Source organism: Pseudoalteromonas sp. 0303 (assembly GCF_013349995.1).
GTDB lineage: Bacteria > Pseudomonadota > Gammaproteobacteria > Enterobacterales > Alteromonadaceae > Pseudoalteromonas.
In genome coordinates this window covers 13929-39306 of sequence record NZ_JABVXF010000009.1, presented here as the reverse complement: position 1 = coordinate 39306, position 25378 = coordinate 13929, and the positions used below count along the sequence as shown (strand labels likewise).

Annotated in this window: 20 protein-coding genes and 1 tRNA gene; 20 read left to right on the top strand and 1 reads right to left on the bottom strand. The window is 37.1% G+C overall.

Annotated features, from left to right (window positions below; all coding sequences use genetic code 11):
- Nucleotides 1-62: 62 nt before the first annotated feature.
- From HUS62_RS08125 to nagP, 3 genes are all read left to right on the top strand, one after another.
- Entirely contained in the window at nt 63-1490 is a 1428-nt protein-coding gene (locus HUS62_RS08125; protein ID WP_175079129.1) for an NAD-dependent succinate-semialdehyde dehydrogenase, read from the top strand.
- Nucleotides 1491-1763: 273 nt separating this feature from the next.
- Complete coding sequence (locus HUS62_RS08120; RefSeq protein ID WP_175079128.1) at nt 1764-4412, top strand: family 20 glycosylhydrolase; 2649 nt, start codon at nt 1764-1766, stop codon at nt 4410-4412.
- Nucleotides 4413-5117: 705 nt separating this feature from the next.
- Entirely contained in the window at nt 5118-6404 is a 1287-nt protein-coding gene (gene nagP / locus HUS62_RS08115; protein WP_258536737.1) for an N-acetylglucosamine MFS transporter NagP, read from the top strand.
- Nucleotides 6405-6887: 483 nt separating this feature from the next.
- On the opposite strand, the gene HUS62_RS08110 is transcribed toward nagP, so the two are convergent.
- A tRNA-His gene (locus HUS62_RS08110) sits at nt 6888-6963 on the bottom strand.
- A 279-nt stretch (nt 6964-7242) separates the two neighbouring features.
- Between HUS62_RS08110 and HUS62_RS08105 the strand changes: the two genes are divergently transcribed.
- The 17 genes from HUS62_RS08105 (at nt 7243) to HUS62_RS08025 (ending at nt 25338) form a co-directional block, all read left to right on the top strand.
- Nucleotides 7243-8061, top strand: a complete 819-nt coding sequence (locus tag HUS62_RS08105) for a mechanosensitive ion channel family protein (protein WP_054563554.1) — start codon at nt 7243-7245, stop codon at nt 8059-8061.
- Between the two features lie 37 nt (nt 8062-8098).
- Nucleotides 8099-8878, top strand: coding sequence for a YdiY family protein (locus tag HUS62_RS08100; RefSeq protein WP_175079126.1), 780 nt, complete (start codon nt 8099-8101; stop codon nt 8876-8878).
- Nucleotides 8879-8983: 105 nt separating this feature from the next.
- The gene (locus HUS62_RS08095; RefSeq protein WP_309473919.1) at nt 8984-11680 is read left to right on the top strand and encodes an SLBB domain-containing protein; all 2697 of its coding nucleotides are present in this window, start codon (nt 8984-8986) and stop codon (nt 11678-11680) included.
- Nucleotides 11681-11682: 2 nt separating this feature from the next.
- Complete coding sequence (locus tag HUS62_RS08090; RefSeq protein ID WP_175079125.1) at nt 11683-12708, top strand: nitroreductase family protein; 1026 nt, start codon at nt 11683-11685, stop codon at nt 12706-12708.
- Nucleotides 12701-14011: a flippase gene (locus HUS62_RS08085; RefSeq protein WP_175079124.1), complete on the top strand. Its 1311-nt coding sequence runs from the start codon at nt 12701-12703 to the stop codon at nt 14009-14011. Before HUS62_RS08090 ends, HUS62_RS08085 begins: the two co-directional genes overlap by 8 nt.
- Before the next feature lie 60 nt (nt 14012-14071).
- Nucleotides 14072-14476: a type II secretion system major pseudopilin GspG gene (gene gspG / locus HUS62_RS08080; RefSeq protein WP_175079123.1), complete on the top strand. Its 405-nt coding sequence runs from the start codon at nt 14072-14074 to the stop codon at nt 14474-14476.
- On the top strand, nt 14473-16116 hold the full coding sequence (locus HUS62_RS08075) for a GspE/PulE family protein (protein WP_175079122.1): 1644 nt from the start codon (nt 14473-14475) through the stop codon (nt 16114-16116). The genes gspG and HUS62_RS08075 overlap by 4 nt, the downstream gene beginning before the upstream one ends.
- Nucleotides 16116-17309: a type II secretion system F family protein gene (locus HUS62_RS08070; RefSeq protein ID WP_175079121.1), complete on the top strand. Its 1194-nt coding sequence runs from the start codon at nt 16116-16118 to the stop codon at nt 17307-17309. The genes HUS62_RS08075 and HUS62_RS08070 overlap by 1 nt, the downstream gene beginning before the upstream one ends.
- A complete protein-coding gene (locus tag HUS62_RS08065; protein ID WP_309473918.1) occupies nt 17306-17722 on the top strand; it encodes a prepilin-type N-terminal cleavage/methylation domain-containing protein in 417 nt (138 codons plus the stop codon). Before HUS62_RS08070 ends, HUS62_RS08065 begins: the two co-directional genes overlap by 4 nt.
- Nucleotides 17706-18113 carry a type II secretion system protein gene (locus tag HUS62_RS08060; protein WP_175079119.1) on the top strand — a complete coding sequence of 136 codons (408 nt, stop codon included), beginning with the start codon at nt 17706-17708 and terminating at the stop codon, nt 18111-18113. The genes HUS62_RS08065 and HUS62_RS08060 overlap by 17 nt, the downstream gene beginning before the upstream one ends.
- Nucleotides 18104-18778, top strand: coding sequence for a prepilin-type N-terminal cleavage/methylation domain-containing protein (locus HUS62_RS08055; protein ID WP_175079118.1), 675 nt, complete (start codon nt 18104-18106; stop codon nt 18776-18778). The genes HUS62_RS08060 and HUS62_RS08055 overlap by 10 nt, the downstream gene beginning before the upstream one ends.
- Nucleotides 18775-19593, top strand: a complete 819-nt coding sequence (locus tag HUS62_RS08050; protein ID WP_175079117.1) for a hypothetical protein — start codon at nt 18775-18777, stop codon at nt 19591-19593. Before HUS62_RS08055 ends, HUS62_RS08050 begins: the two co-directional genes overlap by 4 nt.
- The gene (locus tag HUS62_RS08045; RefSeq protein ID WP_175079116.1) at nt 19586-20719 is read left to right on the top strand and encodes a hypothetical protein; all 1134 of its coding nucleotides are present in this window, start codon (nt 19586-19588) and stop codon (nt 20717-20719) included. The genes HUS62_RS08050 and HUS62_RS08045 overlap by 8 nt, the downstream gene beginning before the upstream one ends.
- Entirely contained in the window at nt 20709-21254 is a 546-nt protein-coding gene (locus HUS62_RS08040; RefSeq protein ID WP_175079115.1) for a hypothetical protein, read from the top strand. Before HUS62_RS08045 ends, HUS62_RS08040 begins: the two co-directional genes overlap by 11 nt.
- Nucleotides 21251-21769 (top strand): hypothetical protein, encoded by a 519-nt coding sequence (locus tag HUS62_RS08035; RefSeq protein ID WP_175079114.1) that lies wholly within the window; start codon nt 21251-21253, stop codon nt 21767-21769. The genes HUS62_RS08040 and HUS62_RS08035 overlap by 4 nt, the downstream gene beginning before the upstream one ends.
- A 3-nt stretch (nt 21770-21772) precedes the next feature.
- On the top strand, nt 21773-23806 hold the full coding sequence (locus tag HUS62_RS08030; protein ID WP_175079113.1) for a secretin N-terminal domain-containing protein: 2034 nt from the start codon (nt 21773-21775) through the stop codon (nt 23804-23806).
- Nucleotides 23807-23955: 149 nt separating this feature from the next.
- Complete coding sequence (locus tag HUS62_RS08025) at nt 23956-25338, top strand: hypothetical protein (protein WP_175079112.1); 1383 nt, start codon at nt 23956-23958, stop codon at nt 25336-25338.
- Nucleotides 25339-25378 lie beyond the last annotated feature (40 nt).

Sequence of the window (25378 nt, the reverse complement as noted above, 5' to 3'; positions counted from 1 at the left end):
TTTTTAGAGCTGATAGCTGATAGCTGATAGCTGATAGCTGATAGCTTTTACTTGGAGGTTCTATGTCTGATTTGGTTTTTTCTGATTCGTTTATCGACGGTGACTTTTATTCTACGAGCCAGCGTTTTAGTGTAGATAACCCCGCAACCGCTGAGGTAATTACTCAGGTTTCTGATATTGATGAAGCTGGTGTTGAGCAGGCTTTAAAAAGTGCTGACGAGGCATTTAGCAAACTAAAGCAAACAACTGCAACCGAACGTAGTGAAACGCTGCGCCGATGGTATGAGTTGGTTATTGAGCACAAGCAACAACTTGCTGAATTGATGACTAAAGAGCAGGGTAAGCCTTTAAAAGAAGCCTTGGGCGAAGTGGAATACGGTGCAGGCTTTATTAAATGGTTTAGTGAAGAAGCAAAGCGTAGTTATGGCGACACAATTCCTGCTACCGATAGCAAACATCGTTTAACAACGATAAAGCAACCAATTGGTGTAGTGGCTGGTATTACACCTTGGAATTTCCCGATTGCCATGATCACCCGTAAAGTGGCACCCGCTTATGCCGCGGGTTGTAGTTTTGTGATTAAACCTTCGGAGCATACGCCATTGTGCGCTATTGCCTTAGCCTATCTTGCTGATAAAGCCGGATTTGTAAAAGGTGCGCTGAACGTGGTGGTCTCTGAAAACGCAAAAATGGTGGGTGAGATCATGACCGAGTCGGAGCGTGTTCGTAAGTTCACATTCACTGGCTCAACCGGTGTAGGTAAGCAGTTACTATCGCAGTGTGCCTCAACAATTAAACAAACGTCAATGGAGCTCGGCGGCAATGCCCCGTTCATTATCTTTGATAATGCCGATTTAGATGAGGCTGTTGCTGGCCTTATGGGGGCTAAATTTAGAAACGCAGGACAAACCTGTGTTGCCGCTAACCGAATTTTTGTTCAGCGCTCAGTGCTTGAAACTGTGCTTGAGAAACTCACAGACAAAGTAGCTGAGTTAAAGGTAGGTAATGGTCTAGATGACGGGGTAGATATCGGCCCATTAATTTACCCTAAAGCAAAAGAGAAAGTTCAAACGCTTGTGCAAGATGCGGTTGATAAAGGGGCGTCGTTAATCGGTGACAACAGCGAGCTTGAAGGTAGCTTTCAAGCGCCATTAATTTTAACCGATGTGACCCCAGAGATGGATATCTATCATGATGAAGTGTTTGGCCCTGTAGTCAGCATAATCGCTTTTGATGATGAAGAAGAAGTACTTCAACTTGCGAACGACGTACCTTATGGTTTAGCTGCATATTTTTATAGTGAAAACATCAAGCAAGTTTATCGCGTAAGCGAAGCACTCGAATACGGCATGATAGGTATTAACGAAGGCCTTATCTCAAACCCAGTAGCGCCATTTGGCGGCGTTAAACAGTCTGGCTTAGGCCGAGAAGGCGGTCACCAAGGGTTAGATGAGTATTTAGAAGAGAAGTATCTTTGTGTTAAGGTTTGAGCCGTCAGCCGTCAGCCGTCAGCCGTCAGCCGTCAGCCGTCAGCCGTCAGCCGTCAGCCTGATAGCTGATAGCTGATAGCTGATAGCTGATAGCTGATAGCTGATAGCTGATAGCTGATAGCTGATAGCTGATAGCTAACTCCTCATCTTTATTTTTCATAAAATGATAGCGCTGTCATTTTAGTTTTTATATGATAGGAACGAATTATTAACAAAAATGAAAAATAGTACGCAGAAATACCGTACACTCAGGGCTTAAACGAGGAGAAAGTAATGGATTTTAAGAAGTCACTATTCGCGGTAATGCTAGCGACTGCGCCTTTAATGGCTAGTGCAGCATTAACTCAATCGCAAGTTGATCAGTTTGCGAAAGGTACCGAACTGCTGTTTTCGGTAGAAGATAACTTTCGTAATAAAGATGCGGGCTTTTTAGGAAAAATTACCCTCAACAATGGCTCTGATGTGGCGTTACCTGCAGGCGAGAGCGACTGGCAGCTTTATATTCACTCAGTTCGTAAAATCTCAACCGAGCATGTTGCGGGCCTAAACATTGAACACGTTAATGGTGACCTTCATCGCATCGTACCAACGAGCTCGTTTAAAGGTTTAGGTGCAGGTGAAAGTTTAGCGTTGCCGTTTGATGCGCAAGTATGGATTGTAGCTTACAGTGACTTTATGCCACGGGCATTTTTTGTTTCAGATAAGAATAAACCAGCCGTATTTGCCAACACCGACACTGAAGACTTTAAACAGTTTGTGACGCCATTTACCCGTGAAAATCAGTTACGCCGTTACAATGAGCCAAAAGATTTATCGGTTTTAGCAACGGCAAAAGTACGTTTCGAGCGTAATAGCACAGATAAGGTGTCGATCAGTAAAGACGATGCTTTAAAGCGTATTATTCCGAAGCCTCGTAAAGTTGATTTTAACCGTGGCAGCGCAACGTTAAACAATAATTGGCAAATCAGTTATCAAGGTCAGCTTAAGCACGAAGTTATGGTGTTTATGCAAGACTTGCAAGATGACTATGGCATTAGCCTTAAAGCACAGCCTGATCATATCAATGTTGGCAAAGACAAAGTAATTCGCTTAAAAGTTGACCCTAAACTCAATAATGCAAAAGCAGAAAGCTACACCCTAGAGATTGATGATGAAGTGATCAATATCGTAGGTAGCGATAACGCAGGTGTGTTTTATGCGATGCAAAGCTTATTGAACCTCATTCCTGCAAATAGCCAAGGCAGTGCCAGCTTACCGCAGTTAGAACTTGAAGACTCACCGCGTTATGGTTGGCGTGGTATGCATTACGATAATGGTCGTAACTATCATGGCAAAGAGGCAATGTTCAAGCTGGTTGAGCAAATGGCTCGCTATAAAATGAATAAGCTACACTGGCACTTTTCAGAAGATGAAGGCTGGCGACTTGAGATCCCAGGCCTACCAGAGCTTACCGACGTTGGTGGCTATCGCTGCTTTGATTTAGAAGAGCGCGAGTGCTTATTAACTCAGCTTGGCACTGGACCGTTTAAATCAGGCTCAGGTAATGGTTATCTGAAACGTGATGAGTTTGTTGAGCTATTAAAGTTTGCGAAAGACCGCCACATTCAAATCATCCCAGAAGTTGAAGGGCCAGGCCATGCGCGTGCCTCAATCAAAGCGATGGAAGCGCGTTATCACAACATGTTAGAAGAAGCTGAGAAAGCCGCTAAAAACAACATTAAAACGCGCTCGGCAAACAAAGAAATTCAACACATAGATATGGGGCCAGCAACGCAATATTTGCTTACTGATCCAAAAGATACCTCTGTGTACATGACCGTACAAAACTACAAAGATAACTCAATGAATGTGTGTATGGACTCAACCTACGCATTTTTAGATAAAGTAACTTATGAACTTCAGCAGATGTACCGCGAAGCAGGTGTGCAGTTAAAGAACCTGCATATTGGTGGTGATGAAGTCGGTGCTGGTTCGTGGATAGGCTCGCCAATCTGTCAGGCGTTATTTGCTGATCCTAATAACGGTGTAGCTGGCCCGGCTGATTTAAAACCTTATTTCACACAACGTGTTGCAATCTTACTTGAAAAACGCGGTATTTCTCCGGGGATTTGGGAAGATGGCATCATGTACGACCGTGAAAACTCGTTTAAACGTGATGAGTTCCCTAACAAAACCTTTACCGTAAATACTTGGGATAACATTTGGGAGTGGGGTGTTGCCGATAGAGCATACCGCCTAGCAAATGCCGGTTATCAAGTGGTGTTATCACACGGTACGCATTTGTACTTTGACCACCCATACGAAGCAAGCCCTGAAGAGCGTGGTTATTACTGGGCCACTCGTTACACAGATACTAAAAAAGCCTTTAATTACATGCCTGATGACGTGTATGCCAATGCCGATTACACCCGCACTCGTGAGCCAATTGTTAATTTAGAAGCGTTGGTGGGTCGCCCATTACCTAAACTTGAAAAGCCAGAGAACATTCTGGGCATGCAAGGTCAGGTATGGTCAGAAACAATCCGTACTGAAGAGCAAGTATTAGCAATGATCTTCCCGCGTATTTTGTCTGTTGCAGAGCGCGCATGGCATAAAGCCGATTGGGAAGGCGAAAACGTCGATAGTAAAAAACAAGTAAAAGACTGGGCTGAGTTCTCAAGTGCTGTAGGCTTAAAAGAGCTTGATAAGTTAGCCAAAGATGGCATCAATCTGCATTTACCAGTACCAGGCGGTGTGATTGAAAATGGTAAGTTATTTGCCAACAGTGCATTTGCTTATTTGAGCATTGAATACAGCCTAGACAACGGCCAAAGCTGGCAAACTTATGCCGAGCCTGTAAAAGTTGATAACAATGCAAAAGTTGCGCTACGCACCCGTTTAAATGCACAGCAAACCAGCCGCGTGACCGTTGTTGGTGAGTAATGTTTTGCGATGAATAAATGTGACGCCTACAGCAAAGTGTAGGCGTCATATTTTGTTTTAAGCCACTTATATTCACAAAGAGGATAAGAGAGCGCTACGCTTACAGAAAAAGAGCACTATTATTACTTCCTCATTTTCTTCTCATTCACTTCTCTTTGTGAATATATTTTCGCGCGAAATAAATTTCACGCCTTCATTAAAGATAACTAATCGCACAAAGAGGCCAAGAGACGCTGCGCTTTAGAGGATGTAAAAAATATTCTTTTGGTTTCCTCACTCTTTTCTCATTCACTTCTCTTTGTGCAATTACTTTCGCGCGAAATAAATTTCACGCCTACATTAAAGATAACTAATCGCACAAAGAGGCTAAGAGGCGCTTCGCTTAAGAGATAAATATTCCTTTGGTTTCCTCATTCTTTTCTCATTTACTCCTCTTTGTGCAATTACTTTCGCGCTAAATAAACTTCACGCCTACAATACCCCGCACCTCGTAGGCGTCACGCTTGCTTGGCGCGTTTTACATTCAACACCTTTCGGCTCAAAACTGACGGCTGAAAGCTGACGGCTCCTAGAAACCACTTAAAAGAAATATGTCAGCGCTGTCATTTTTGTTGCGATAGTGTTATAAATGTTTAATATCACTTTTATATAATCATCTGAATCAGCAGCGCTGTAGAGTCGAACTGTGCTGTTATGGGAAATGTTATGTCTGAAATGAATAAACAAAGCAGTGTTGTGCCTATGGCGATTGTTGCAACGCTGTTTTTTATACTGGGTTTTGCTACATGGTTAAATGGTTCACTGATGCCATTTTTACAGCAAATTTTGCAGCTTTCACCGTTTCAGGCATCGCTGATTATTTTCTCGTTTTATATCGCCGTGACTTTTACGGCCCTACCTTCGGCGATGATCATCAAAAAGGTAGGTTATAAAAACGGTATGGCGCTGGGTATGGCGACCATGATGGTGGCGGGTTTACTGTTTATTCCTGCTGCAAAAACGCAAGTTTTTGCACTGTTTTTATTCGCGCAGCTTGTTATGGGAGCAGGGCAAACGTTATTACAAACAGCGGTTAACCCATACGTAGTAAGAATCGGCCCAGAAGAATCAGCCGCGGCTCGCGTTAGTATTATGGGTATATTGAATAAAGGTGCAGGTGTTGTTGCGCCGATTGTGTTTACCGCACTGATACTCAGCGATTTTAAAGGCTTTGTAGGTAAAGAGCTTAGCCAAGCTGATATTGATGCCATGGCCAATGGCTTAATATTACCGTATTTAGGGATGGCTATTTTTATTGGTATACTCGGCTTTGCAGTTACTAAAATGCCATTACCAGAGTTAATTTATGACGACGTTGATGAACAAAAACCAGGGCAAGTAAAAGAAGCGTTAAGCCATCCGAGCCTTGCATTAGGAATAGTGGCACTTTTTGTTTATGTAGCCGTTGAGGTTATCGCAGGTGATACCATTGGTAGCTTTGCGTTGTCTTTAGGTGTTGAAAAATACAGTGTTATGACATCGTACACCATGGGTTGTATGGTGCTAGGTTACTTTTTAGGGATTTTACTTATTCCAAGAGTCTTATCGCAGCAAACAGCGCTGACAATTTCAGCGGTACTGGGTTGTGTGTTAACTCTAGCGATAGTTACAGGTAGCAATGAAACTGTATTTATATCAACATTGTTTGGCCTAAAATCGGTACTACCTGATACCTTATTGCTCATTGCTGTGCTAGGCTTTGCAAACGCGATTGTTTGGCCTGCAGTTTGGCCGTTAGCATTATCTGGTTTAGGCAAGCTAACTAGTGTAGGCTCTGGTCTGCTCGTTATGGGCATAGCCGGTGGCGCATTTGGTCCATTATTTTGGGGCCTGGCAAGTGGCGGCGTAAAAAGCGCAGAAGCACAACAAATGGCTTATATTGTGATGTTGCCTTGTTATTTATTCATACTTTTCTATGCTGTTAAAGGTCATAAGATGAAAAGTTGGAAGTAATTATGAGTTTGAGGTTGGGTGAAAAGCGCACCGCCTTGAACTTTGAAAAGCATTTCTAGTAAATAGAAATAATCCCGTGTGTAATGCCACCGAAAGGTGGCATTTTTTGTTTGGGGTTTGAAAAATTAGGCGCTAGGTATTAGGGGATAGGCTCTAGGTGCTAGGCTTTCGCGTGAAATAAATTTCACACCTACAATATTTCGCATCTCGTGGGAACGGCTTTAGCCGTGATTAGGTCCGATCTGTTCGGCGTTAAAACGCATCTTACCATGTAGGCGTCACGCTTGCTTGGCGCGTCTTACATTCAACACCCAGACGACAAATCAATACGGTACCCACAAACAACACAGTTCGGCTCAAAACTGACAGCTGAAAGCTGACGGCTTTTCGAATTGAAAACAGGTATTGAAGATAAAACTAAATCTTGAAATTCAAAATAAAAAATATTTAAGAAAATATAGGAATTTACAAAGGGGGGAGAAGTGGGGCGACTGATGGGGCTTGAACCCACGACAACCGGAATCACAATCCGGGGCTCTACCAACTGAGCTACAGCCGCCACTGAGATACACCTCGTTTGGTGTGGCGCGCATATTACATAATTAAGGTTGGCTTGTGAAGCCCTAAATTGAAAAAAGTAAAAAAAACTTATTTACTTCAGAAAATTCAGAAAACTATCAATGGTCAGCTCGCGTTCAGTTTCGCAGATTAGACTTGCGACTTTTGTAATTGAGCAAATACTCATTTCGTAGTTTTATGCGTAATTTAATGATTTTTTAACCAAAGATCATATATAATTTGTACAGCGTTATGCTAAAAATGAACTTCAGGAGAGAACATGGATACAATAATGAACTGGATCAACGAGAATTCAGGTTTAATCATACATTACGCCGTTCAGGCGGTTCTAGCGCTAATCATTTTCTTCATCGGTGGTCGCATCGCTAAATTCTGCGAAGGCTTAACTGAAAAAGCATTTGATAAAAAGAAAGTCGATAAAGCTGTAGGTTCATTTGTTGCTAGCATTGTCTATGCAATTGTATTTGCTGCAACAATCTTAATGGCACTATCTCAACTTGGTATTGAAACTACATCATTCATTGCTATTTTAGGTGCGGCTGGTTTAGCAGTAGGTTTAGCATTACAAGGCTCATTATCTAACTTTGCATCAGGTGTTTTAATCATCTTACTTCGCCCTTTCAAATCAGGTGACTATGTAGAAGCAGGTGGTAAAGCGGGCACAGTTAAGAAAATCGAAATTTTCTCTACAGAATTACGTACACCAGACAACAAAGTAATTATCATGCCTAACTCATCAATTATGGGCAGCCCAATTACAAATTTCTCTCGTGAATCAACTCGTCGTATCGATTTAGTAATCGGTGTTGGTTACGATGCAGATCTTAAAGAAGCAAAGGCAGTACTTAAATCAGTTTTAGATAAAGAAGAGCGCTTATTAAAAGACCCAGCATACACAGTAGCGGTATCTGAGCTTGCAGATTCAAGTGTAAACTTTGTAGTTCGCCCTTGGGTTAACTCAGCTGATTACTGGCCAACGTATTTCGACTTAATGGAAAACATTAAGATCGCACTAGACGATGCCAACATCACAATCCCATTCCCGCAAATGGATGTTCATTTGCACAAAGAAGACTAATTAAGTCTAACGTACAAGTAGTAAAGGTTATTTTTTAATGAAATTAAAAGCATTATCAATTCTAGTTGCAGCAAGCGCTGCAACTAGCGCATTCGCAGCAGATGAAGCCAAAACTTGGGATGTAACCAGTGAATTAGGTGCTATCGTAACAAGCGGTAACACTGAAACAACCACACTTAAAGGTGGTATCAAGGTATTACATAACCTAGAAAACTGGAATAACGAGTACAAGTTAGACGGCATCTACAAAGAAGATGAGATCGAAAACGACCAAGGTGTAAAAGAAACACAGCGTACTAACGAAAAGTACTCAATTTCAGCGCAAGGTAACTATAAATTAAACGAAAAGCACTCACACTTATTCATCTACGGTTCGCACGTATCTGATTACTTTGGTGCATATCGTAATGAATCAGTAATCTCAGCGGGTTACGGTTTACGCTTAATCGACCGTTCTGACATGTGGCTAAATGCTGAAATCGGTCCAGGTTATAAGTACTTCCAATATCCAGACGACAGCACTGAGGTTGATGACAACGGTAACTCACTTGCAGGTGAGCGCGAAGGTGAAGCAATCGCACTAGGTAAAGTAGATTACAACTGGCAGATTTCAGACAGTGCACGTTTTACTCAGTTAGTATCAGTTGAATATGGTGATACCAATACTAAAACACGTTCAGAGTCTGCAATCCTTGCTAAGATCAACGGCTCACTACAAATGAAAGTAGCTTACAACATCACTCACAACTCAGATGTTGCTGATGACAAAGAAAACACAGATACAGAAACGTCACTAACGCTTGTGTATAGTTTTTAATTTTTGAGTTAATTATAAATGGGTAAACTTGTTTACCCATTTTTTTTGCTCAAAAAATGATGTAGTATGCCGCGGTTATCTTTATTTTCTTAGAAGGGAAACTTTGTGAAGTTTTTTAAGTTGTTGATGGCAATATTTTTGCTCAATTCTTTTTTATATTCAGTTGCTCATGCGCAATCTGTATCCCCAACAAAACAACAAATTGAACAATTTAAAAAGCTACCCAAAGCTCAGCAGCAAGTGCTTGCTAAGAAGTATGGCTTAGATATGAGCCTTCTGAGCGATAGTAATCGTAGTTCTTCAGAAGTTGTCACTGATGAGCCATCAGTATTACCAAGAGATCCGTTTGCAACCTCACAAGAGCAATTTACCATTGAAGAGGAGCGCTATAAGCCAAAAGAAGAGAGCATTGAGCCATTTGGCTATGAACTTTTTTCTGGGCAACCAACCTCATTTGCGCCACCTGAGAATGCTCTTGTTCCTGATAGTTATATAGTGGGGGCTGGAGACACTGTTAGTGTAAACTTTTTTGGCAAAGAGACTTTATCTGAAGAAGTAACGATTGATCGTGAAGGCCGTCTTAGTATTTCAAATCTTAAGCCTGTAACCGTCGCTGGTATGGAGTACCGTGATGTTGTTAACTTAATTAAAGCTAAAGTTAAAAATGAAATGATCGGTACTGATGTTTTTGTGTCGATGGGTAAAACTCGTACCATTCGTATTATGGTTTTGGGTGAGGCACACAAGCCAGGGGCTTACACAGTTCCATCACTATCATCAATAACACACGCACTGTTTGTTAGTGGTGGTATTTCTGAAATAGGCTCTTTGAGGAAGGTTCAACTTAAACGTGCTGGTAAAACGATAAAAACATTAGATCTTTATGATCTATTAATTCAAGGTGATAGCACTGATGATGTCATGCTTAAACCTGGAGATGTAGTCTTTATTCCTGCCGTAGGTGAACAGGTGACAATTAAAGGTGACGTTAGACGTCCTGCAATTTATGAATTAAAAGGTGGGGAGTCTAATAAAGATTTAATGAAGATGGCGGGTGGATTAAATGCGTCAGCTTACCCCCAGGGTACTGTAATTGAAAGGTATACAGGAAACAGTGATAAAACAGTACTACAGATAAACCTTGCAATGGCCAATCAATATACCCCTCAGAATGGTGATGTAATCAATATACCTTCTTCAAGTGAACAACTAGACAAAGTTGTTACTTTAATTGGTGCTGTAACGTACCCAGGTAACTTAGCTTGGAACGAGGGCCAAAGAATTAGTGATCTATTTAATTCGATTAAAACAGATGTATTACCAATAGCAGATTATGATTATTCATTATTAGTACGTGAGATAAATGAAAAAGGCGATATTGAACTTTATCAATTCTCATTATTAAAGGCATTGAATGGTGATTTAGAGCATGATCTAGCATTACAATCTAAAGATAAAGTACTCGTTTTTAGCCGCTATTTATCTAGAGAAAATGAGCAGCTAGCAATGTCAAACGCTGCACTGACTCAAGAGCAAATAGAGCGAAAAGAACAGCTTAAGTTGTGGAATGCATTTGAGCAAAGAAAGTTTTATGACTTTATTGGTTTAGAGTCATTATCTAAAAAGAACGTAAAAGATGCTGAAGAGGAGCAAAATCAAATTGCTTCAAACTTTAGTGGGCTGAGTTTTGGCGAAGAAGAAAATCTGCCTGAGAGCGATTTAGCTTTTTTTAGTAGAACAAAGTTGCTTCAGCCAATAATTGCAAAACTAAAAGAACAAAGTTTGCTTGGCGATAAAGTGGATACTTTTACGATTCGTGGAGAAGTTTCTTTTCCTGGTTTGTACCCACTAGCTAAGAATACTTCTGTTCGTAACGCAATCATTGCTGCTGGTGGGCTTAAAGAGTCAGCCTATTTAGAAAGCTCAGAAATAACAAGGTTGGTTTATGGGCAGGATCACGATGTTGAGCATATTAATATAGAGCTATTATCAGAGCTAACTAAAGCAGATAGAGAAGGTTTCCAGTTAATTAGTAAAGATAGTATTAATATCTTTCCAAAACCAAATTGGCAAGAAGATATCAAAGTTAAACTTTTTGGAGAAGTTCGCTTTCCTGGTACATATAGCATAAAAAAAGGTGAATCACTCTCTCAACTTATTGATAGAGCCGGTGGCTTAACTCAATTTTCAAGCCCTAATTCAGCTGTATTCACCCGTTTATCAATACAGAATAAGCAACAGCAAGAGTTAATTAAACTTTCTCAAGAGTTAAGGCGTGATATTGCGGCAAAAAGTTTTAATACCTCTATCACAGAAGCTAGCTTATCGTACCAAGATATGAACAACTTAATAGAGGATTTATCAAAAGTTAAGGCTGTTGGAAGACTGGTTATTGACTTGCCTGACATCTTAGCTGGAAAGAAAAGTTTAGCATTGGAGAATGGTGATGCACTATACATTCCGAGTAAAAGTGTAAGTGTTAATGTAGTAGGTGAAGTTAACTTCTCTAGTTCTCATTTATATGATTCTGAGCTTACATTAAATGATTACATAAACCGTAGTGGTGGCCTTAAGCAAAGAGCTGATGAAGAAAAAATTTATATAATTAAAGCAAGTGGTTTAGTTGAAATTCCTGAAACTTCGTCATGGTTTGCTGTTGAAAATAAGGTGCAGCTATCCCCTGGTGATACGATCGTGGTGCCACTTAATACTGACCACATTGATAACTTGACTCTTTGGAGTTCAGCAACTCAAATATTATATCAATTAGGTATTGCTGTTGCTGCGATAAGCTCGTTGTAAGCATGAAGCACAAGCTTTCTAAATTAAAGTCAACCTGCAAGCGTTTTATTTTAAACGTTTGCAGTTTTAACTTTGTTTTAGCAAAATTTTATTTTCTTTTTAGCAGAAGTTACACATTTGAACAAACAGCCCTTTTGTCGGGGCTGCGTCGCTTTAATTTGATAGCTAAAAAGAAGAAACAATCTAACTCTTTGCTTAGGAGAAATATTCATAGGCTAGAAAAAGGGCTGATTATGCAACCTCGCAAGCCTGAGTTCGCTACTGATTATATTGAAGAAACGGTGGAGACATTTAAAGGGTGTTCATCTAGTTCACAATCTGCTACTTCAGAGCTAGACTGGGCTTTTAGTGTGTTAACGGAGTACTTTCGAGTTGTAAAACTAGACCATAGAAAAATCCAATCTAGCTTAAAATTATTTCAAAGTATAAATTACCTCCCTAAATCCTCGAGTAAAATACCCTACCTACATAAAGCTAAACCAGATCTTGAGCACCGCTCTGAATTTGAGGAGCTAGTTTATAAAAGAGCCTCTGTGAGATGGTTTGAAAAAAACAGTTCTCCTTCAATAGACATTGTAAAGAGGGTTGTGGATATATCATTGCAGGCGCCCAGTGCGTGTAATAGGCAGTCTTTTGAATATCGTTTCGTCGATAATAAGGATTTGTTAGCTAAATTACTAAAGTTACCAGGTGGTGTAACAGGCTTTGCTGATAATATACCAAGTCTGATGGTTGTTATTGGTGACTATTCTGGTTATTACTTGGAAAGGGACAGGCATCTTATTTACATAGATGCATCTTTATCTTCTATGATGTTACTTTTGGCTTTTGAAAATTTTGGTTTTAATACTTGTGTTCTTAACTGGCCAGAGAATGACAAAAAGAATAAAGAGATAAACAGTATTTTAAACCTACCTACATACAAGAGAGTAATTATGTTAGTTGCTGTTGGAAAAGCTGATTGTAGTGGAGGGGTCCCTTATTCACAAAAAAAAGATTCTTCAACGTCGTTAACTGTAAATGAATAATATACCTGCTGTATTCAAAAGTAACTCTTTTTATATTTTATTTGATAAAATTGTAAAAATAATTAGCGGGTTAGTCGCAGTCTCTATAATTGCAAGAAGTTTAGGCGTAGATAACTTCGGTGAGCTCAATTCTTTACTTGCAATTGCTGCGCTTTTTATTCCATTAGCATCCCTCGGGATGAATAAGTTAATCATTAAAGAAATATCAGATATTAATGAACCTCAATCCAAAGGAGAGTTATTAACTACTGCTGTTTTTTTTAGATTTTTTTTTGGTTTAGCCCTTAGTCTTCTTACTCATTTTTATTTCAATAACTTGGCTTTTAGCTTTTTCATTTTTTCTCAAGCTTTCCTTGCTTTTCAGTTGTGTGAGTTATCGCTGCAGTATCAAGAGCAATTTAAGTTAATATGTAAGTTTAGAGCTTTAATAACACTTATTTTTGCATTTCTAAAGTGCTTAGTTGTTCTTGAATATCCACAAGTATCAATAGTGTTATGCTTATTTGCATTCGAGACATTAACCGTTGAATTAATGATTCTTGTCGTCTTTTTTAAAAAATCAGACTTTGCATTAACTTTCAATGTAAATCTGAAACAAGGCTTTAGGTTGTTGAGAAAATCATTTTTATTGATGCTCTCTGCTTTTCTATCCGTTATCTATTTAAAAATGGATGTGGTCATGCTTGAAAAACTACATTCTACGTATGAAGCTGGAATTTATAGCGCAGCTTCAAGGGTATCTGAAGCGTGGATTTTTATTCCAACTGTACTGCTTGCACGTTACTTTCCTGTTTTACTGAAAATAAAGTTACAGAATTCAGTGTTGTTTAACAAAACACTACAGTTCCTTATGGATAAGACTTTACTGTTAGGCTTATGTGTAGTCGTTACAGTTAACTTGTTTGCAGAATTAATTATTACTGTAATTTATGGTGAAAGTTATGTGAATTCTATTTTAATATTGCAGTTGCATATAATTGCAACAGTTTTTATCGCCTTAAGAGTCTTGGTAAGTCAGTGGCTTATAATACATGAACAGTTCATGTTATCAGTTTATAGTCACCTTTTAGGTGCTATAACCAATCTTATTCTCAACCTTTGGTTAATACCGTCATATGGTGCTCTTGGTGCAACAGTTGCTACTATCTTCGCCTATTTAACAGCTTCGTATTTAGTTTTGTTTTTGAGTACGAAAAGTACTGAGCTTATGTATACAGTTAGTTTGAGCTTAGCTTTTGCTTTCAGGTTTAGAGCCTTTTTAAGCTTAAATAAACCATGGCTCAGTAACAACATAAAGCTTTAACTTACTATTTCATTTCAGTATCATCACTTACATCAATTAAATTATGTTTAGGACAGAGTCATGCGAAAAACTAAGACTAATATGGGTTTTACTCTTATTGAATTGTTGATCACTATAGTTATTTTAGGTTTACTCGTTTCAATTGTAGCCCCTGAAATGTTTTCTAAAGTAGGCTCATCAAAAAGAAAAGCAGCAGAAGCACAAATGCAAATGTTAGAAACTGCAATTAGTGCATATAGATTAGATACAGGTAGATTGCCTGAAGCGTTAGCGGAGTTGAGACGAAGTGAAGTCAACAATTGGGACGGTCCATATTTACCTAAAGACGTGCCATTAGATCCTTGGGGTAATAGTTATAGTTATGAGACTACAAATGATAAACTAAAACCTTTTATTCTTAAATCCTTAGCTGCAGATGGAGCTGAAGGTGGGGAAGACGAAGATGAGGATATAATCCTACAATGACCAAGCTAGAAACCTTGTTAGTTAATTCATTTGGTATCAATAATCAAGACTTAAGCAAAGCATTAAGCTTTCAAGATGAGTTTGGTGGAAAGCTAGAGTTGATATTAGAAAACATGGGAGTTATCGATGAGGGCGTTGTTGCAGAAATTTATGCGACATACTTTGATCTACCTCTAATTGATGTAGATAAAATCGATGAGCTTTTAAATAACGCTGATTCTGTAAGCAAAATATCAGAAGGAAAAGCGTACAAATTATCATTTATTGAAACAAATGATACTTTTCTTGTTGCAGAGCCATTTGAATCAAGCTTCAACAACTATATATCAAACCTTAATCCTGAAGAAATAACAATTTATATTACTAAAAGAAGTGATATTGAACATATTAGTAAGGATAAGAATGATGATATATATAACGAAATCACAAATACAGAGTTAGATAAGCTAAAAGAGGCTGCTTTAGAAGCTCCAGTTGTTAACTTACTGAATAGCTTAATTCAAAAAGGCTTAAAGCTTGGTGCTTCTGATATGCATATCGAACCTGTTAATAGTGATTTGATTGTTAGGTATCGCGTGGATGGGGTTTTAAAGATAGACGAGAAAATAGCTCGTTCTTTACAGATGGCTCTAATTACAAGGTTGAAAATTTTGAGCAATATGGATATTGCAGAAAAGCGACGACCTCAAGATGGAAAGATTGCTATGCGTATTTCAGGCGAAGAGCTTGATTTACGCGTATCATGCTTACCACTAGCTAACGGTGAAAGCTTTGTACTGCGTTTTTTACGCAGTGAAGCTTTAGCATACGATCTCAATAGCCTTGGCATTGAAGCTGATACACAACAAGAACTTGAAAAAGATATTCAAAAGACCTCAGGCGTTGTTTTACTAACAGGTCCTACAGGAAGTGGTAAAACAACAACACTCTATTCATTCTTAAGTAAATTAAATAGTGAAAAAGTCAAAATTATTACTCTTGAAGATCCAGTAGAGTACCAATTAGAAAATATAAATCAGGTTCAAATAAATACGGATATTGGTTTTGATTTTGCGGATGGCCTCAGAAGTATAGTAAGACAAGATCCTGATATTATTATGCTAGGTGAAATTCGAGATAAAAAAACTGCACAAATTGCATTACAGTCTGCGCTGACAGGTCATTTGGTATTTAGTACCGTTCACACAAATGATGCTGCTAGTGCTTATACTAGGCTAATCGACTTAGGTGTTGATGAGTTCTTACTAGAGGCTGCATTAATATCGATAGTTGCACAGCGCTTGGCAAGAAAATTATGTTCGCATTGTTCAATACCAGATGAAAATGCAGAACTTAAATTACAGCAGCCAGTAATAAGCAAACTTATTAAAGAATATAACTTAGACTTAAAAAATAGTTGTTTACATGAGCCTGTTGGTTGTAATTTTTGCAGTGGAACTGGTTATAAGGGGCGGGTTGCATTAATAGAATATTTAAAATGTAATGAAGAATTAGCTGAACTTGATAAAGATGCTAAGTTCTTAAGTAAAGCAAGAAAACTAAATAAAGAAAATGGGTTTAGAAACTTGCTTGCAGATGGTATTTTAAAGGCTTTAAAAGGCCAAACAACTATTGAAGAAGTATTAAGAGTGGCCGGTTAATGCAATTCACTTACAAATGTATCTCAAAAGCTGGAAATTCAATACAAGGCCATATTGAAGCTGAAAACACAACTTCAGCTATAGAAAAACTAAAAAAAGATGGATTGCTAGTTGTATCAATAAAAGCTTCAAAATTAAATACATCAAAGTTAGAATCAGGAAAAGTAACACTAAAAGACTTAGAGTTTTTAACTTCAGAACTGAGCATCTTGCTAGGTAACGGTATTAAATTAGATAAAGCTCTTAAAATGCTTGCTAAAGCAAAGTCTCATACTGCGGCTGGAGAGCTAATTAACTCACTTTCAAACTCTATTTCGAAAGGTAACTCTCTTCATGTGGCCTTTTCTGCCTACCCACAATATTTTTCACCATTATACTTAAACTTATTAAAGATAGGTGAAAAAACCGGGGAATTAAAAAAAGTATTCTATGAGCTTGCAAAAGATTTAAAGTTTAAAGCAGAACTGAAAAAAAGAATAACTCAAGCGTTGGTTTATCCGTCAGCAATATTGTGTGTATGTATCGCCTCAATACTCTTTATCTTTAATTTTGTTGTGCCAAGTATGTCAAGTATATTTGAAGGAAGGGATACCATTCCTATATATACAGAAATAATACTTAACTTGAGTAATTGGCTGCAGAATTATCAATTTTATTTAATAGCCATAGTTTTCTTTCTGGGGTATCTACTCAAGGTAGGGTATTCAAATAATAAGTATCGTGATTTAATTCAAGAGATAGCTTTTAAATTACCTTTTTTGGGTTCATTAATGATAGAAGTCGAAAGGGTTAATTTTACATCAGCTGTTAGTCTAATGCTGAAAAGTGGCTTAAAGATAGATCAAGCGTTACTAAATGCAACCGATTCCATACAGAGTCTTGATTTAAAAAGGCAGATTGAGTTTTCGATTCAGGAGCTGAAGCGAGGTAATTCATTAAATAACGCATTGGCCTCATCTGATATATTTCCGGATTTTTACCGTTCATTAATTGAAGTTGGTGAAGAAACAGCTGAATTAGATAGCGTATTTACGGAAATCGTGTCTCGTAGTCGTAATGAATTTGATAGCAAAATAGCACAATTTTTGAATTTACTTGAACCGGTTTTGATACTTTTTATGGGCTTAATCGTTGGGGGGGTGGTTGTTACTTTAATGTTGAGCATCACATCAGCGAATGATGTCGGTTTATGATAATGAGAAAGAGCTTTGGATTTACATTGATTGAAATATTAATAGTTATTGTTATTATTTCGACGTTACTTAGTTTTGTTGCGCCAGTCGGGATTAAACAAGTTGAAAGAGCTCAGTATAAAAAAGACCTCTTAGAAATAAAAAGAGTACTCATCAATGTAAGTAACTATAGTTTTTCCAGTGGAAGCGTAAATGATATTTCTTTTCGAAATAGTGAAATTAAAATTAACAGTTTAAACAAAATAATCAAATTGAAAAAATTGAGTTTTAAAAACGAATTTATTGTTAAATTTAATAGAAATGGTTACCCAGATAGAAGGGTTTTACGATATCAAAAAGATGACTCTTTAGAAGAGATAGATATTTTTGAGGTCTTATTTCCCGAAGAGTTTGAATATGTATATGCAAAATAATAAAGGCTTTACAATAATTGAAGTGCTAATATCTGGGGTGATTTTATTTATAGCACTATCTTTAGTTTACGAAGCATTTTCACACTCATTAATAAATACTAAGAGTGCGGAAAAATCTATAAAGTTTAATGCCGCAATACCAATAATAGTCCCTAGAGTCAGTATTGAGCTCAATAATAACTTAAATAAAAAAAATATGACGGGACAAGGAAAGCTTGGAGAAATTAGCTACGAATGGAAGTCAAGAAAGTTAAAAGAATCTCTTTTAAAAACTCAGGCCTTGGATGAGGGGACTGTAAAAAAAACGATTCTAGTTTTCGAGGTAAGTATTAGAGTTTATATGTCTGAAAGTGATAGGCTTTTTACATACAAGGAAACCGTATGGTATTAAAAGATTCCAATAAAGGCTTCACTCTCATTGAGTTACTATTATCTTTGAGTATATTTTCGACTTTAATTGCCCTCTCAACATATTCTATCATGCATTTTGATCGCTTTTGGAATAAAAGTACGGGGCATTTTGAAAATGTTCGTGTTCGATATCAATTACTAAATCAATTAAAGGATGTCTTTGTTTCAGGGTACCCACAAACCGTTTTGACTTCAAAAAATGGTGATTACACTGAAGTTTACTACTTTTTAGGTGATGAAAGTGGGATGACTTTTGTTACAGAGTCGCCAATTTTTACAGGTAATAAGGCAGTAGTTCGGGTGTTTAAAGAGAAAGATGTAAAAGGGTATCGCTTAATGTATGAAGAAGCGCCTTTAACAGATAGCACACCCCTTATTTACTTAGATCAAGAATTGAATTTCCAATATCGAGTTAAGATGCTGGTATCAAAAGGCAATATTGAATTTTCATATTGCGGATTCAAACAACGCTTTGCAGATATAGATTCAATCACGCGACAGGCACCTAGCTGTTACAACAAATTTGATGGAGTTACAACAAGTCTAAATCCGGAGAGTATAGTAATCCAATCTGGTGAAACAATAATTTCATTTAGACTTAGCAACGGGGAAGCATTAACAGAAAAATCAGGCTTTGATCTATGAGTAATCAAAAAGGCATTGCAATGGTCATGATGCTATTCGTCTCAGCTATTATGGCTATAATTACATTAAATTTTATTAAGCAATCGAGCCATCAATTAAAAATAGCACAAAGATTACAAGATAAAACAAAAGCTTTTAATAACGTACAAAATGCTAAGGCAGAAGTATTCTTCAAATTATTAACCAGACCAATACGAGAGCTAGAAAATGAAGGCTGGAAATTCTATAATGAGAGCTTTTTTATTGAGAATAGTGATGTAAAAATACAAGATCTCCGTGGCCTTTTTTCTTTATATGGGTTTATTGCTCCGAGCACAATGGAAAACTTACTAAGGTTATGTGGTGTTAAACAAGTTGATGTTTCAACAGTCGCGAGCAAAGTGCTTTTAAAGCATGACGGAAAATCAATAATGCCTATTGACAGGCTACAGCGATTAGAAATGTTTACAGAAAAAGAAAATCACAAAACCAAAATTTGCCTAAATAAAAATATTACAAGGCATAATGTTGGTAACTTTAATCCATCATTAGCGCCAAAAGAATCTTTAGTTGCGAGGATGGGAGAAATCACTGCCGAAGAGTTTTTAAAAGTGCGGGGTGCCGGTGTAGATGCACTAAATACAGTTTTTGAGAAATACTTACTTGATGATTCGTTAAATTCATACTCAGTCATTGCTGGCCCATACTTTCGTGTTATATTGCGTTCACAGGTTGGAGAGTCTGTATGGACTGAACAAATTGAATTCAAAATAAAGTTATCCACTCCACATGAACCAATAATGTTTCTATCGCATCAAATGAGTGAAAATGAATAAACTAAAAAGATTAATAAGACAATTAAGTGAAGTTTTAATACAAAGAGCTATTCATTCTTTTGTTATTGTTTTTCGCGAACGTCCTTTTCTGATCAATAGCGTTGAAAATACAACAGAGCCAACGAAGAAAGAAAAGTCATTACTGTTAATTTTAGGTTGTAAAAATTATAGTGAGGTTACAGAAAGCTATCATCTTAAAAGCTTAGTAGATTTACATAAAATTCTTCGTCTTGAACAACAAAGTAGTGATACACCGTTTTTATATCGAATATCTGATTACAAAGATAATCAAAGGCAAGTTACTAAAGCTTTTATTAAAGAAGATGTTTTGCCATATTTACCTAAGGCGAAAATCTTATATCCTGAATCTTGGCTTATTTCAGAACAGATAAAAAAAGATCTTGTAATGGTTGAAAATGATAAGACTAGATATATATTCTTTCCATCTGAGTATGAACATACAGTCTTAGCTTTATCTGGCTTGTTACAGACTAAAGATGACATATACGCAAGTGCAGGTGTGTCATCAAATGTGAAAGTTATAAATAAAGACCTCAGGTGGCTAAATAATAATTTAATATCATTTACTCTCATAAAAGGTTTATTAGGACCGAAGGTGGTTGGTCTTTTTGCCCCAAAGCAGCTTTTTGGTGAGCAAATTAAAATTAATTGGAAGCTTCCTCTTTTTACAGTTGTACTAGTTTTTTCTGTTTATTTGATTGGCGTTCAAGCTTATTTAGAGTTATCTCTTCGGGATCATCAGCAAAAGACTGTACAACTAAATGAACAGTTAAACCCTTTATTTGATCAATTAAATCGTAACCAAGAAGGTAAAGAGTTAGTAAAAACACTTTCCTCCTTCGATAATCGCACTGGCTGGGGTGTCAGTGTATGGGTTGTATTAAAACCTTTTCTAGATGAAAATATAGACATATTAAGTTTCAATCTTTTAGAATCAGAAAAAGTGACTATACGGGCAAGAACCTCGGGTAAAGCTGCGAGTGAAATATTGGCTGATTTATTAGAGATAAAATCAGTTAGCAGTGCACAGTTTGTTGGCAATGTTTATAAGCGAAATAATGTTGAAGATTTTACAGTTAGTATCGAGATGACAAATGCAAAATAAACAACTTCTAATTTATTTTATTTTAGTGTTAGCCTGCATAAAGTTTTTATTAATTCCTTTTTTTGATTATCAGGATAGTCTAGTTCAAGAAAAACAAAATGTTGTAATAAAAAACAACAAGATGGAAAGCATAATTGAAAAAAAAGCTATTCTAGAAAGTCAGCAAACTGAGATTAACACTGCTCTTTTAGAGTTAGAAAAAAAAATCCCTTCTTTTTCGAGTGAAGCGCAAGCAAAATTATCAACACAGCAAAGGTTAGAAGTGATAGCTTCAAATTTAAATTTAAGTATAGATAGTTTTAACTGGGAAGAAATAAAGAGAAATGAAGCATACCCCTTTTTAAGAGAAGGTAATTTAATTGTTACTTTTAGTGCAGATTTATTGAATATTATAAAAGCACAAAAAGAAATTACTGATCTTGCACCGTTTTTCACTATTGAGTCAGCTCGTAATGATTTAAAGCTACAAAAAACGAGGAATATGTCTACTTCTAGGGTTGTGCTAAGTGTATTATTTAGAGTGGAAGATATATGAAGGCAGGAGTTTCTATAACACTTTTATTTTCTATACTAATAGTTAGTTATGATTTTTTTAATCGTATTTATGTTGGAATAGAAAATACAAAAGAACGAACGATTTCTAATTTTGACTATAAACCTTCAAGTAAAGAAAAATTTGATATAGATGGGTTTTTAAAAGAAAATTTTGTATCACTTGTTGAGGAACAAGAAAAAAAACGTTTAGAAGAAAAGGAAGCGGCAGAAAAGCTAAAGCGTAAGAAAGCACTAGCAAAACAGAAAAAACCCGAAAAAGTGCCGCCTAACTTTATTAAAGTGATAGGAACAACCTACGTTAATAATAATAAAACAGTTCTACTCGAAGTATTGATGCAAAAAAAACACAGAAAATTATATACTTTACAGGAAGGTGAAAGATTTCCAGGAGGGAAAGTCATTAATATCTCGCCTTTAGGTGCCACGCTTGATATAAGTGGCAAGCGCCACACGTTACCTATTTTTAAAGATAAAAGTATTAAAGTTGAAGGGTAAAAAATGTCTACAAGATTGAACAAAGTACATTGTGTTCGTAGTATGTCTATAACGTTATTGACGTTAACATTGATAAGTTGTGCTTCAACAGAGCAAACGCCATACGTTATTAAAAAGTCAGCTTTATTACATGAACAGTCGGTAGATGAACAAGATAGCTCTTTCACAGAATATGAAGATACTATCAAACCTACAAAAATAGAAGATGTAGGAAGTATTGCTAGAGCTGAACACAAAAACACGCATGCGAAGGATGTCATACAGTTTAAAAACAATGATGAAGTGCTGGCAGCATTCGACAGCCTAAAAGTTGAAGAGTTTATTCATCAGGTTTTTGGAGAGGTTTTAAAGGCAAACTATGTAATTGAAGATAAAATTACTAAGTCAAATGAAACGATTACGTTAAACATCAATAATGCTATTTCATCAAGGATGTTATACATCAATACTAAACAGATTCTGTCTGAGAAAGGAATCGACATTGAATTTAAAGATGATACTTTTTATGTTTATCAGATTGCAAAAAAGAACAGTAAGATAATATCAAATGTAGGTCGAACAGCAGAATCTGTGCCTGCTTATAATGGTGAGATATTACAAATTATACCCTTAAAATATGGTGTTAATATAAGTTTAGAGCGAACAATAAAACAGCTTTCTAAGGCCCAAGTTAGCGCTGACCCTGAGCAAAGTACTGTATTTGTTAAAGGTATGAGAGATGAAGTGTTACAGGTTATTGACCTAATAGATATTTTAGATAGGCCTGCCCATCAAGGAAAGCATATCGGCTTTTTACAATTAAACTATATTCCGATTGAAGAGTTCATAAAAACAGTAAAAGAACTACTTGATAGTGAGGGAGTGCCAACAGGAATGAAAGTAAGCGGACAGCGCAATTTAGCTTTAATTCCACTTCATCAAATTGGTGCTGTCGCTATTTTCGCAAGCGAGCAAGAGTTTTTAGATAGAGTTGAGTTTTGGGCTAAAAAGTTAGACAAAGCCCCTTCTGGTGATACTAAACAATACTTCATTTACCGACCTAAGTTTGCAAGAGCTCAAGACTTAGGTGAAAGCTTAGCACCTTTATTTGGAAATTTAGCTAATACATCAAATAAAGCAGGTAACACATCAAGAGATACACAGTCAGCTGTAGCTAACAAAGTTGACTTGAATAAAAATAACAAAAGGATGGGTAATGAAGAAATTAATATAGTTATAGATAAGCGTGCTAATTTTGTTATTGTTCATTCAACAGGTCGTGAATACCAGGCCATTTTACCTCTAATTAAGAACCTTGATGTAATGCCAAAACAAATCTTGCTAGAAGCAACGATAGCAGAAGTGACATTACGCGATGAGTTTGAGTATGGCGTTGAATACTTTTTAGAAGATGGTAAATTCACGCTATCTACTCAAGGAGCGTTAGGGCTAAATGACATTGCCGGTGGGGTATTAAACATAGCGGGTTCAGTTAGTTCTTTACAAGCAAAGTTTATACAACGCAATAATCTTGTTAACATTCTGTCAAACCCAACATTATTAGTTAGAGACGGCACTGCTGCTACAATAACTGTTGGTGATGAAATCCCTATTGTAACTTCTACAGATACAAATGATGAAACAAATGTAGTACGAACTAATGTACAGCGTCGACAAACAGGTGTTACACTAGCGGTTACCCCAACGATCAACACTGAAGGGGTGGTCATAATGGAAATTGAACAAAAAATTTCAAACCAAGTCGCAGGTAGTGATCAATCGATTTTAAATCGCGAAATTAAAACAGAAGTTGTTGCAAACAGTGGTAGCACTATTTTACTTGGGGGCTTGATCTCTGAAAACAATTCAGATATAGATACACAGGTTCCAGTTTTAGGGGATATCCCTTTGATTGGTAACTTATTTAAAGGTAAAAGTAATGCTAAAAGTAAAACAGAGTTAGTTATACTTGTAACACCAAGAGTTATATATGATCAGAATCAATGGATCAACATAAAAGAAAACTTTAAAAAAGGGGTTGAAAATATTGATTTCTGATTACAAAATGACAAACCTAATGGGTTGACAAACAATAAAAACTCATAAACAATTAACATGCTTTACAACTGAGCTTTTGCTCGTTTAAGGAAAACAATGGAATGAGGTCTCCAGCCGAATTCCAGTTTCATGAAACTTGGAGATATAAAATGAAAAAACTATTGAAGTCTACGCTAGTAGCTGCTTCTGTAGCTGCAGTTTGCGGCGTACAGGCAGCAGATTTCAACGACCTAACTACAACTTATTCTAAGCAAGGTACTGTCAGTGTAGGAAAGATTACAACGTCTCAAGCAGTAAAACTACAGCTAGAGAAAGAATATGCGAACGGGGATCTTTTAACTTTTTCACTTTCGGGTGGAGCATTACCAGATTCATTCGTAAACTTTCCTAGTACAGTAACAGCTTATGTTGGTTCTGTTGGTGCCAGCAACAGTGTAACATTTGGTTTGCTTAGTGGTGGTTCAGAAGCCATTTATCGTGTAACCAATGTTGATACTTCTTTTTCTGAAAACGGCGTGAGTAGTGCTAAGGCAACTTTTGGTACATTAAATGTTGATGGTGCAGCTGTTGTTGCATTAGACGCTGGCCAAACTATTAAAATAAAGAGCATTGCACGAGCAAATGGTATTGCTGATGTTATTGGTGAGTTTGATCCAGGTGAACAAGCAATTGCTGAAGTTAAAGATCAGATTTTAGACGTTACAACTGGTCCTGTACGTTTTGACGCAGTTATCGATGTAACTCAAATGCGTCAATTGTTCACTGGTGGTGCTACTGACACTTTAGTTATTAACCACCCTCAGATCCCAGAAGCAACTTTAGATACTTGGGTAAATAAAGTTACTGAGCAAGATGTAACTCTTACAATCAAAGGTGATTTCACAGGTTTAACGAGTTCTCAGTTTACGTCTGTATATGGCGCGACTCCTACTCTTAGCGCTGCTAAAGACGCACTTACTTTAACGTATGGTCCTGACTTTACAACAGATACTATTGAATTTACTTCTTTAGATAATGTATCTCTTGAAAGCCAAACATTCTTTATTGATGGTGTACAAGAATACGTTGATTCTAAATCTGATACAGTTGAAGAAACTGTAGCTAGCGACCTATACGCTGGTGAGTGGGAGCTGAATGGCGCAAACATCAACCTACCATATGTACCTTATGATAATGTACAAAAAGCGGTTACAGAACGTAAGCTTCAGCAAATCATCTACGTTACAAACCACGGTATGCAAGCAGGTGATGTATTTGTTACTGCTATCGGTGAAGATGGTAAAGTTTGGTTAGATAACGTGATGCTAACAAGCATTGGTCCAAAAGAAATGGTTAAGGTTGCAGGTCTTATGACTGCAGCTCTTCAAGCTGAAGGTTTCGACAGTGGTAAACTTTCTGTAGATATCGTTGTTAACGCACCAGATGAAGACATCAGTGTTTACGCTGCGTACAAGCACAAAGAAGAGCTTGACCGTGGTGTTATCATCAATGATCAATACAAAGGTAAAGAAGGTAACAACAACCTTCGATAATTTTTGTATAGTTAAAAACGAGGCTTATGCCTCGTTTTTT